Consider the following 11,953-nt stretch of genomic DNA (forward strand, 5'->3'; position numbering starts at 1 on the left):
CATTCATGCTCGCTGAACTCCTCGCCGATCACCTCGACGTTCCGGCGACCGACATCACCGACGACACGGGGCCGGACAACCTGGCCTCGTGGACGAGCCTGGCCCACATCGAGCTCATCACCGCCGTCGAGTCAGTTTATGGCGTCAGGTTCACCTCGTACGAGATCCAGTCGATCGCCACGGTCGGCTCGCTGCGCGGAGCGCTGCGCGACAAGGGCGTCACGGCATGACCTCGGTGACGGCCCGTTGGCGGGAACTGCAGGCGGCCGACCGGGACGCCGTGCGGGTGACGGTGCTGGCCGCCTTCACCGTGGACACCTTCGTCCCGCACCTGGGCGTGGCCCTGGCCGAGCTCGGCGTGCCCGCCGCGTTCACGGTGGGGCCGTACAACCAGATCGTGCGGGAGTGCGTGGCGAGGGACAGCATGACCAGCCGTTCGGCACCGGACATCCTGCTGGTCTGGCCCCGGCTGGAGGAGCTGTCCCCGGCTGGGCGGCACGCCCCGGTACCCGGGGGCGACGGCTGGTCCGGCCCGCTCCTGGACGTGGTCGAGGCGGCGCTCCAGGCGGGAACGCGCCTCGGCGCCCAGGTCCTGTTCGTGCTGCCCGCGATCCCCGAGGTCCAGCCCTTGGGCGCGGGCGACGCTTCCGACCCGCACGGCGTCAGCGCGCGGGCGACGGCGGCCAGAGAGGCCGCCCGCGCCAAACTGGCGGAGATCCCCGGCACGCTGGTCTGCGACGCGGACGACTTCGTGCGCGCCGTGGGGGGCCGGGCGGCCTACGACGCGCGCCTGGAGAAGATCGCGCGGATTCCGTACTCGGCCCGGTTGCTCTCGGTCGCCGCCGCCGCCATCGCCAGGACGGCCCGCCTGGCCAGGCAGCCCGCCAGGAAGGTGATCGTGCTGGATGCGGACGGCACGCTGTGGGGCGGCGCCGTCGGCGAGGTGGGCGCGGACGGCGTCGACGTGGGCCCAGGCCCCGGCGAGGCGTTCCTGGACTTCCAGTCGTACCTGCTGGAGCTGCGCGAAGCCGGTGTCCTGCTGGCGCTGTGCAGCAAGAACACGGAGGCGGACGTGTGGGCGGCGCTCGCCAGGAGCGATATGCGGCTGCGCCGGGAACATCTGTCGGCGGCCAGGGTCGGCTGGGAGTCCAAGCCGGATTCGGTCGCCGAGATCACCGCCGAATTGGGTGTGGGACTCGACGCGGTCGTCTTCGTGGACGACAACCCGGCCGAGATCGCGCAGATGGGGGCGGTGCTGCCCGAGGTCGCGACTGTGCGCATGCCGGAGGATCCGGTGCACTGGCGCGCCGCCGTCGACGTGGCCGCCCTGGACCGGCCGCCGCCCACCGAGGACGACCGCCTGCGTCCGGCCCGCGTCGTCGAGGCCCGGCGGCGCGATCGCGGTCAGGCCGCCGACGAGCAGCAGTGGCTGGCCACTCTGGACGTCCGCGTCCGGTCCAGGACGGCCCTGCCGTCGGATGTCCGGCGGCTGGCGCAACTCGCCATGAAGACGAACCAGATGAACCTCAATCACCGCCGCCTGTCCGAACGCGACGTAGCGGCGATCTGCGCGAGCGACGAGCATCGCGCCCTGGTCTTCGACGCCGCCGATCGGTTCGGCGACTACGGCACCGTGGGCGCGCTGGTGCTTTCGCTCACCGCGGCCGACACCGCCGAACTCGACCTGTTCGTGCTGAGCTGCCGCGCGCTCGGTCGCGGGATCGAGCACGCGATGCTGGCGCGGGCGCAGGCCGTGGCCGCTCTGACGGGCCGGTCCCGGGTGAGCGCGGTGCTGGAGGAGCACGACCGCAACGAGCCGGCGCGTCTGCTGTTCCGCGACCGTGGCAGCCCAGGGCCGGGCGAGCGGTTCGTGCTGGCCCCGACCGGCATGCCGACGCATCTGAGCCTGGTGGACGACGATGGGCGGTGACCGTACGCTCCGTTTCCCCGCGGAGCTGGTTGAGCTGTTCGCGCGGGCCGGCCACGACCGCAACCCGCTGCACCTGTCACCACAGTACGCCCGCGCGACCCCGTACGGCGAACCCGTCGTGCATGGCGCGCTGGCCGCGCTCGGCGCGCTCGCCCTGGTGCCTGCCCGGCCCGGTATGGCCGTGAGCCGTTTGGAGATCACCTTCACCGGCCCGGTCCTGCGGGACAAGGTTTACGAAGTGGACGTCGCGGAAACGGACGACGGGGCGCGGGTCCGGCTGACGGGCTTGTACGGGACCGCGCTCACCGCCGGCGCCACCTTGGTGGCCGCGCCCGCCGTCACCATGCCACGAACGCTGGTTGACGGTGAGGTCCGCCGGACGCCGCGCGCGCTGGCTCTGGCCGATCTGGACGTCGGCCGCTCCGCGATCGGGACATACCGGGCCGATCCGGCCGCGCTTGCCGCGCTGGCGGCACGACTCCGGCTGGCAGGCGGTGCGCTCGACCGCGCGGCGGTCGAGGCGGTGTTGTGGGGCAGCTACCTGACCGGGATGGAGCTGCCGGGCCGGCAGGCGCTGCTGGCCAGGCTCCGGCTCGACCTCGACCCAGACCGCCCCGCCAGTGCGGACGGCTTCGCCTACCAGGCGCGGGTGGAACGGCGCGATGAGCGGTTCCGGCTCGTGGAGATCGACGCGCGGCTCGGGACGGTCGCGCGGGCCAGGATCGGCGCGTTCGTCAGGGAACCGGCGGCCGAGCCCGACACCACCGCGATCGCCGAGGCCGTCGCCGGGCTGCCCCGGCTGGACGGCGCCGCCGTCGTCGTGGGCGGCAGCCGAGGGCTCGGCGCAGCCCTCGCGCTCGGCCTCGCCCGCCTCGGCGCCCACGTCACCGCTACATACCAGGTCAGCCAGGACCGGGCAGAGGCACTGGCCAGACAGGCTGGCGAGTTGGGTGCCGCCCTCACCCTCGCCCGCGGCGACGCCGCCGATCCGGACTGGTGCGCCCGGCTGGCCGCCGACCTGGCGGCCCGGCACGACGGTCTCGACACGCTGGTGTGCTGCGCCGTCCCGCCGCTGCGGCCGATGCGACTGGAAGCGGCCACGGTCGAGCCCTTCGTGGACTACACCGCCGTCAGCCTGAGACTGGCACTGACCCCCGTGGTCGCCCTGCTGCCGCTGCTGGCCCGCCGCCGTGGCACGGTGTTGCTGCTCTCCTCGGCCGCGCTGGACGCGCTGCCCGTGGCGTGGCCGCACTACGGCGCGGCCAAGAGCGCCCTGGAGTCGGTGTGCGGAGTGCTCGCCCGTGCCCACCCCCAGGTCTCCTTCCGTACGGTACGGGCGCCCGCGCTGGCGACCGACCTCGTCGATCCGCTGACACGGCCCGGTCAAGCGCTCGCGCCCGAGGCGTTCGCGGCCCGCCTGCTGGTGGACATCACCGGCCCGGTCACACCGGCGGGCAGACGTTGATGCGGCTCGCGGACTACTACGCCGCCCTCGACGTCCGGGTCACGTGGACGGAGACGCCCGTATCGTCCCGGCGCGCCCTGGCGGACCTGTTCGAGCGATCGGCCGAGTTCAACCTGAACGGAGCCTCCTGGGCCGAGATGTGGCCGGAGGACGGGGGCGACCGGGTGGCATGGTCGATCGCGGTCGCTGATCGGTTCGGGGACTACGGCCTGACGGGGGCATGCGTCGCGAGCTGGCATGACGACGTCTTGGACGTGATCGCCCTCGCGCTGAACTGCCGGGTGCTGGGCAAGCAGGTGGAGGCCCGCGTACTGGGCCGACTGGCCGCCGAAGCCGGGCGGCGCGGGCTGGCCCGGCTGAGCCTGCGGTATCGTCCGACTCGCCGCAACCACCTCATCCAGGAGTTCCTTGCCCAGGCGAGGCCCGGCTTCGACGCCCGCCGTGCCGCTCCGCTCTCCTGGGACGTCGGCGACGTCCCCGACCTGACGTCGGCCCCCGCGGGCGAACGGGAGAACGGCTCCGGCCCGGCGGTGGTGGATGCGGCGCTCGCGCTGCCGTTCGATCCGCGGCGGGACGAGGCGACGGTCTTGTGGTGCGGCGCGGAGGCGGCCACGGGGGCGGAGATCGCCCGTGCCGTCCGTACCGGCCGGGCCAGTGGCGCCAGAGAGGTGCTCGTGCCGCCGGCACCGCCCGAACGAATGCCAGGGGATCACCGGGTGGCAGGGGCGGCCGAGCGGGTGGCGGCGATCTGGTCGGAGGTTCTGGGGCTGCCCGGAGTGGGCTGGGATGAGCCGTTCTTCGGGGCCGGTGGGCACTCGCTGAGCCTGATGCGGGTCTGCGGGCGGTTGCGGGAGGAGTTCGACAGGAACATTCCGCTGGTGGAGCTGTTCCGGCATCCGACCGTTCGGGCGCAGGCCGCGTACCTGTGTGGTCTGACGTCTGTCCCAGCCGGCACGGCAACGGCCGGCGCCGAGGACACCGGCGGCGCCGGGGGCGTGCCCCACGGCGATGAACTCATCGCCGTGGTCGGCGTCTCCTGTCGGATACCTGGCGCCGACGACGCGGCGAAGTTCTGGGACCTGCTCACGTCCGGCCGCGAGGCCGTGCGTACCGTCCCGGTCGCCCCCGGCGCGGTGGACCTCGTGCCCAGGCTCGGCTTCGTCGAGGGGATCGACCGCTTCGACCACGAGTTCTTCCACACCACGCCGCGTGAGGCCGAGATCACCGATCCCCAGCAGCGGCTGCTGCTGGAATGCGCCTGGCACGCCCTGGAGGACGCGGCCTGCATCCCTGAGCGGGTCGGCGACCGCATCGGGGTGTTCGCCGGATCCGGGACGAACGACCACCTCAGCCGGTTGAACGCCGACCGGGAGCTGCGGGAGACGGTCGGGCACGCGCAACTCTTGCTCGGCAACGCCAAGGACTATCTGGCCGGACGGATCGCCTTCCGGCTCGGCCTGCGCGGGCCGGCTGTCACCGTGCAGACCGCGTGCTCGTCCTCGCTCGTCGCGGTGCATCAGGCGGTACGCGCCCTGCTGTCCGGCGAATGCGATACGGCGCTGGCCGGCGGAGTGTCGCTCACCACGCTGGATGAGGAGGGCTACCGCTATGAGCCGGGAGGCATCTTCGCGCCGGACGGCCACTGCCGCGCCTTCTCCGACGACGCCGCGGGGACGGTGCCGGGAAACGGGGCGGCGCTCGTGGTCCTGCGGCGCCTGGCGGACGCGGTCCGCGACGGCGACCCCATACGAGCGGTGATCCGTGGCTCGGCCGTCAACAACGACGGCGCCGACAAAGTCGGCTTCACCGCGCCCAGCGTGTCAGGACAGGAACGGGCCATCGCCGATGCCCTCGCCGACGCCGGCCTCACCCCCGACGACATCGGCTACGTCGAGGCGCACGGCACCGGGACCCCGATGGGCGACCCCATCGAGCTGACCGCGTTGCAGCAGGCGTTCACCGCGCGTACCTCACCGGACCCGGTGCTGGTCGGTTCGGTCAAGTCCGTCCTGGGGCATCTCGACACGGCGTCCGGCGTGGTCGGGCTGATCAAAGCGGTCCTGATGGTCCAGCACGGTCAGGTGCCGGCCACCTTGAACGTGAGCCGCCCCATGGCGGCGTTCGACTTTGCGGCCGGCGTGCTGGAGCTCGCGACCACTCCCCGAGTCTGGACCGGAGGTCCTGAACGGCCGCGCCGGGCCGGGGTCAGTTCCTTCGGCATCGGCGGCACCAACGCGCACGTGATCATCGAGGAGGCGCCGTCGGCTCCGGCGCCGCCCGCCGGACCGGACGCCCCGGACCTCGTCCTGGTGTCGGCCCCGGACGCGGAGGGGCTGGAGCGGGCCAAAGACAGGCTGCGCGGGTGGGCACGAGATCACCCGGGCGCGCCCTTGCCGTCCGTGGCTGCCACGACGCGCCTCGGACGGCGACACTTCACCCATCGCGCCGCGCTGACCTGCGACTCCACCGCCGGCCTCGGCTCCGCGCCCGACAGGGACTGGGGCCAGGGCATCGCCGCCGAGGATCGGCCGATCATCATGATGTTCCCCGGCCAGGGGGTCGCCCTCGGCGGCATTGCCGGGCCGCTGCGCCGGGCCGAGCCGCTCTTCGGCGAGCAACTCGACGCCTGCCTCGACATCCTCATCTCGCAGGCGAGCGTGGACGTGTCACCCTGGCTGCTGGGCGCGGCGTCGGAGCCGTGCCCGGCAGAGGTCATCCAGCCTGCGCTCTTCGCGCTTGAGTACGCGCTGGCCGCGCTGTGGCGGTCCTGGGGCATCACGCCGGCGGCGGCCATCGGGCACAGCGTGGGCGAGTACGTCGCCGCCACATTGAGCGGGGTGTTCACGCTGACCGAAGCGCTGACCCTGGTGGCCGAGCGGGGACGCCTGATGGCGCGACTGCCCCCGGGCGCGATGCTGGCCGTGACCTGCGGCCCGCGGGAACTAGCCGCCCGGCTGCCCGCCGACCTGTGGCGGAGGCTGGACCTCGCGGCCGAGAACGCGCCGGCCCGCTGCGTCGTGGCGGGCCGGGAGGCGGACATCTCGCTTGCCGCCGATGCCCTCGCCGTGCAGGGCCTGGTCACCCGGCGGCTGCCGACCAGCCACGCCTTCCATTCACGGATGACGGAGCCGGTGCTGCCCGCGTTCGCCGCCGCCGTCGCCTCTCGCCAACTGGGCGCGCCCGGCCTTCCCGTTGTGTCCACCGTCACCGGCGACTGGTTCGAGCCGGGCCGGCAGGACGGTCCCGCCTACTGGGCAGAGCAACTGCGGCGGCCGGTTCGCTTCGCGGCGGGCGTCGCCGTGCTCCTGCGCGACCTGCCCGACGCCGTGTGGCTTGAGTGCGGCCCCCGGGCCGGCCTGACAGGCGCGGTGCGGCAGCAGTCGTCCCACCCGCTGCTGCAGTCCGGCCCGGACCGCGCCGACCCGGTTCGCCACCTGCGGATCGCCGTCGGCCGGTTGTGGAGCGCCGGGGCGCCGGTGGACCTGGCCCGGTTGTCCGGCGGGCGTCGGCCGCCGCTGCTGTCGCTGCCCGGCCACCCCTTCCGCCGCACCCACTTCCCGATCCGTCATCTTCCCGGCGACGGCGGTCCCGCAGCCACGTCGCCGGTCGCCACCCCCACCGACGGCCGGCGCGACGCCCGGCATGGCGTTGAACGCCCCGGTGCGCCCTCTGCACCCGAGCTGACCGGCCTGCACCAGGTCGTCGCACTGATCTGGGAGGAACTCCTGGGCGTGGAACCCACCAGGCCGGACGACGACTTCTTCGTCCTCCACGGCGACTCCCTCACCGGCACGCGATATGCCGCCAGGGTCAGGGACGTGCTGGGCGTCGAGATACCGCTCAGGTCCCTGTTCGAGCGGCCGACGGTGGCTGGGCAGGCGGCGGTGATCCGTACGGCGCTGCGTGCGGTCCTGCCGGAGGAGGAACTGCTGAAGGTCTTGGGCGAGCTGGGGGCACACGAGATCAGCGAAGGAGACGGACATGGATGACGAGGCACTGGACGCGGCCGAGGCTGTCGCGGTGATCGGGCTGGCCTGCCGTGTGCCCGGCGCGCACGACCCGGCCGAGCTGTGGCGGAACGTCGTTATCGGGGTCGAGTCCGTGACCACGGTGCCACGGGAGGAACTGCTCGCCGCGGGCGTGCCGCACGAGCTGGCAGAGGACCCGGACTACGTGCCCAGGTGCGGGTGGGTCGACGGGATCGACCACTTCGACGCCGGGCTGTTCACCATCCCGCCTCGCCAGGCGGCCGCCATGGATCCGCAGTTCCGGCTGTTGCTGGAGACGGCATGGACCGCGTTGGAGGACGCCGGATACCTCACCTCCGACGGGGAGAACCGAGTGGGGGTGTTCGGCGGGGTCTCCTCCAACGACTGGCTGTTCCGGCTGCTGGGCGATCGCGACCTCGTCGAGGCGCTCGGCATGACGCAGCTCGCGCAGGGCGCGGAGAAGGACTACGCGATATCACAGCTGGCGTACCGGCTGCGGCTGCGGGGACCGGCGCTGACGGTGCAGACCGCGTGCTCGTCGTCCCTGGTGGGCGTGCATCTGGCCGTCCGCAGCCTGCTGACCTACGAGTGTGACCTCGCGCTCGCCGGTGGCGCGGGCATCACGCTGCTGGATCGCACGGGTTACCGATTCGAGCCCGGCGGAGTGCGCTCGGCGGACGGCCGGTGCCGCGCATTCGACGCGGCGGCCGGGGGGACCGTGGCCGGCAACGGGGTGGGAATGGTGACGCTGAAGCGGCTGAGCGAGGCGATCCGCGCCGACGACACCGTGCGAGCGGTCATCCGGGGCAGCGCGGTCAACAACGACGCCGGAGGCGGGGCCGGTTTCACCGCGCCCAGCGTCGCAGGCCAGGCCGAGGTGCTGACCGAGGCGCTGGCCGCCGCGGGGCTGCCGGCCGCGTCGATCGGATACCTGGAGACCCACGGAACAGGGACCGAACTCGGCGACGCGATCGAGCTCACTGCCCTGCGAGAGGTCTTCGGCGGGCCCGGCCGGACCGTCGCCCTGGAGCTCGGCACGCTGAAACCGAACATCGGCCACCTTGACGCGGCCTCCGGCGTGCTGGGACTCATCAAGGCGGTCCTGGTGGTGGAGCACGGGCTCATTCCGCCGAACCTGCACCTGGAGCGGCCGAACCCGGCCATCGACTGGGAGGCGTCCGGGCTGTCCGTCTCCGGCCGCCCCCGCCCGTGGCGGTCCCACCCGGACCGGCCGCGCCGGGCCGGGGTCAGCTCATTCGGAATCGGCGGCACCAATGCCCACGTCGTGATCGAGCAGGCTCCCCCGGGGACCGGGGTGCTCCGCTCCGCCCCGGTTCGCCCCCCATCCCGCACCGCCTTGCCGCCTGTCGGCGGCGGCCTGCCGGCAGACGCCGCATCACATGGCGTGGCGCAGCCGGGCGGCGGACCGAACGGCACGGTACGCACGGGTGCGGCCGCTCGGGTGGGAAGCGCCGGGCACCTGCTCTCGCCAGGACCAGGCGGAGCGAGCGCCCCCGCCGAGGGGGCGGGACCTGAGGTGGTGCCGTTGTCCGCGGCATCGCCCGCCGTGCAGGCCGAGCTGAGGACCCGCGTCGAAGCGTTCGCCGAGAGGAGCGGGGGAGCGGTGCCGCTGGACGGCATCGCGACGACCACGCAGTTGGGCCGCGCCCGGCTCGGCCACCGGGCGGCCAAGGTGGCGGCCACGACCGGCGACCTGGCCCATCCCGCAGGCTGGGTGGAGGGTGTCGCCGCGCCCGCCAGGACCCTGCTGGTCTTCCCCGGTCAGGGCGCCCAGTATCCTGGCGCCGGAGCGGGCCTCTACCGCTCGGAGCCGGTCTTCCGCCGCCACGTTGACGAATGCGCCGACGAACTGCTGCCCCACCTCGGCTTCGATCTGCGTGAGGCGATGTTCGGGGCCGATGCCGCCCGACTGGCCGACACCTCCGTGGCTCAGCCTGCCCTGTTCACGCTCGGCTACGCCTTGGCCCGCCTGTGGCGGCACTGGGGCGTGAACCCTCGGGGGCTGCTCGGGCACAGCGTCGGTGAGTTCGTCGCCGCGTGCCTGGCGAGCGTGATGTCCCTGCCCGACGCCCTTCGCGTGGTCGCCCGCCGCGGTGAACTGCTGCGAGAGACCCCCGAGGGCCGGATGGCGGCCGTGCCGATCTCCGAAGACGACATCCGGCCGTGGCTGGACGGTCTGCGCGACTGCGCCGTCGCCGCGGTCAACGGGCCGCGTGACGTGGTCGTCTCCGGCCCACCTGACGAGATCGACGACCTGCTCGACCGCCTGGCCGCCATCGATGTCTCCGGTGTGCGGCTGACCACGAACCGGGCGTTCCACTCGCCGCTGACCGGCCAGGCCGCGGAAGAGTTCACGAAGGTCATGTCGGAGGTGTCTCTGTCACCACCGGCGATCCCGATCTTCTCCACCGTCACCGGAGACGCGATCGGCGTCGACGAGATCACAGATCCGGTGTACTGGGGACGTCAACTGCGCGCCCCGGTACGGTTCGCCGACGCCCTGACCGCCATGGTCACCTCCGGCCCGGACAAGGCGCTCGTGGTGGAGACCGGCCCCGGTCACGTACTTTCCGCGCAAACCCGCCGCAACCATCCGGACGTCACGACCGTGGCCTGCCTGCCGCACGCCCGCCGCCGCGTAGGGCCGGAGGACGACCGGCGCCAGCTGCTGAACGTCCTGGCGACCCTCTGGGTCCACGGCGTGGACGTCGACTGGACCTCCCATAGGGCCGGCCGCTCCGGAGGCCGGTTCCCGCTTCCCACGTATCCGTTCGATCCCGCCCGCCACTGGCCCGACGGGCTCGGCGGTTCTGGCGACCGGCAGCACGCCGATCCCGTGCCCGCCCCGCCGGCGGCCGTGACCACCACCGCGTACGACGGGTTCGACGAGGTCACGGCGTTCCTGGTGCGCACGTGGCAGGACGTGCTCGGTGCGGACCGCGTGGGCCTCGACGACGACTTCTTCGAGCTCGGCGGGGAATCGCTGCTTGCCATCCGGCTGATCAATCGTGTCCGGCGTCGCTTCGAGATCAGGCTTCCGATCACCAGCCTGTTCGACGCGCCCACGGTGCGCGAACTGGCGGCCGTGGTCCGCGCGGCGCTGCCCCCGGAAGGGGACGACGAGGTCAGCGGACTGGTCGAGGCCATCGCGTCCCTGGCCTCCGTCCAGGATCAGCGGGGAGGCGTCGATGACTGAGCGCGTGCCGCTGTCCTATCCCCAGCATCGGTTGTGGCTCATGGAACGGCTGCGGCCGCAAGCGCCGACCTTTAACGTGCCGCTCGGCGTCTGGCTCGAGGGCCCCTTCGACGTCCGCGGGCTCGGGTACGCCCTCCAAGAGACGGTCCGGCGACACGAATCACTGCGGACGGTGATCGAATCCGACGGCGGTGGGGAGCCCGCGCAGGTCGTCCAGCCGCCCGTCCCGACCGAACCGGACGTGCTCGACCTGCGCGGCTCCTCCGGCGACCTGGACGCCCTCGCGCTGCGGCACGCCACGGAGTACGCCCGCCGCCCTTTCCGGCTCGACGCCCCGCCGCTGCTGCGCGTCCTGGCCGTGCGGGTCGCCGACGACAGGCACCTGCTCGTCATCGTCGCCCATCACATCGTCAGCGACGGGTGGTCCACCGGCCTGCTTGTCGCCGAGCTGGCCAGGCACTACACCGCCCACCACTCGGGCACGCCGGAGCCGCAGCCGTCCGCGCCCGCCCAGTACCGAGACTTCGCCACCTGGCAGCGCGCCCTCGTCGGCACCGAACTGGCCGGACAGCTCGCCTTCTGGCGGCGCTACCTGGACGGCGCGCCACGAGAACTGGAGTTGCCGACCGACCGTCCGCGCCCGCCGGTGCAGGGCTTCCGCGGCCGGCTGCACCGCTTCGCGCTTCCCACCGAGGTCGCGCGGGGTGCGCGGCACACTGCCTCCGCGCTTGGCGCCACTCCGCACATGCTCGCCCTCACAGCCTTCGCCGGGACGCTCGCGCGGTACTCGGGCGTCTTCGATCTCGTGATCGGCACACCCGTGGCGAACCGCCCGCACCCCGACTTCGAAGAGCTCATCGGCTACTGCGGCAACCTCCTCGCGACCCGCGTGGACCTGACCGGCGCACCGACATTCGCCGAGGCGGTCCTGCGCACCCGCCGATCCGTCCTGTCCACGCTCGAGCATCAGGACGTCCCCTTCGAGCTGCTGGTCGAGGAGCTGGGCGCCGGGCGCGACCCCAGCCGCCACCCCCTCTTCCAGTGCCTGATGGTGACCCAGGACTTCCTGCCCCGAAGCGCCGTTTTCGGCGCGGCGCGAGCACGTTACGTGGAGCTGGACAACGAGACGTCCAAAGCGGACCTCTACCTGACGCTCGATTGGCACGGCGGGCACCCGCACGGCTCGGTGCAATACGACAGCGACCTGTTCGATCCCGTCACCGTGGCGGCCGTGACCGAGCAGTTCCTGGCGGTGCTCGGCGAAGGGTGCCGGGAACCGGGACGGCGCCTCGCCCACCTCGCCACGGCGCGGTCGTCCGTCCACGCCGAGGGACCTCCTCCGGCGTCCCCAC

6 protein-coding genes are annotated in these 11,953 nt (G+C 73.1%); all 6 read left to right on the forward strand.

Annotated features, from left to right (window positions below):
* Window positions 1-5: 5 nt before the first annotated feature.
* Window positions 6-230 carry an acyl carrier protein gene (locus GUY59_RS33300; RefSeq protein ID WP_138204797.1) on the forward strand — a complete coding sequence of 75 codons (225 nt, stop codon included), beginning with the start codon at window positions 6-8 and terminating at the stop codon, window positions 228-230.
* Window positions 227-1,930 carry an HAD-IIIC family phosphatase gene (locus tag GUY59_RS33305; protein ID WP_138204795.1) on the forward strand — a complete coding sequence of 568 codons (1,704 nt, stop codon included), beginning with the start codon at window positions 227-229 and terminating at the stop codon, window positions 1,928-1,930. The genes GUY59_RS33300 and GUY59_RS33305 overlap by 4 nt, the downstream gene beginning before the upstream one ends.
* The gene (locus tag GUY59_RS33310; protein ID WP_138204793.1) at window positions 1,920-3,395 is read left to right on the forward strand and encodes an SDR family NAD(P)-dependent oxidoreductase; all 1,476 of its coding nucleotides are present in this window, start codon (window positions 1,920-1,922) and stop codon (window positions 3,393-3,395) included. Before GUY59_RS33305 ends, GUY59_RS33310 begins: the two co-directional genes overlap by 11 nt.
* Entirely contained in the window at window positions 3,395-7,384 is a 3,990-nt protein-coding gene (locus GUY59_RS33315; protein WP_138204791.1) for a type I polyketide synthase, read from the forward strand. The genes GUY59_RS33310 and GUY59_RS33315 overlap by 1 nt, the downstream gene beginning before the upstream one ends.
* Window positions 7,377-10,601: a type I polyketide synthase gene (locus GUY59_RS33320; protein ID WP_138204789.1), complete on the forward strand. Its 3,225-nt coding sequence runs from the start codon at window positions 7,377-7,379 to the stop codon at window positions 10,599-10,601. The genes GUY59_RS33315 and GUY59_RS33320 overlap by 8 nt, the downstream gene beginning before the upstream one ends.
* Window positions 10,594-11,953 (forward strand): condensation domain-containing protein (locus GUY59_RS33325; protein ID WP_236667746.1); only part of this gene is annotated, 1,360 nt, incomplete at its 3' end. The genes GUY59_RS33320 and GUY59_RS33325, both read left to right, overlap by 8 nt.

Source organism: Nonomuraea sp. K271, assembly GCF_009908215.1.
GTDB lineage: Bacteria > Actinomycetota > Actinomycetes > Streptosporangiales > Streptosporangiaceae > Nonomuraea > Nonomuraea longispora.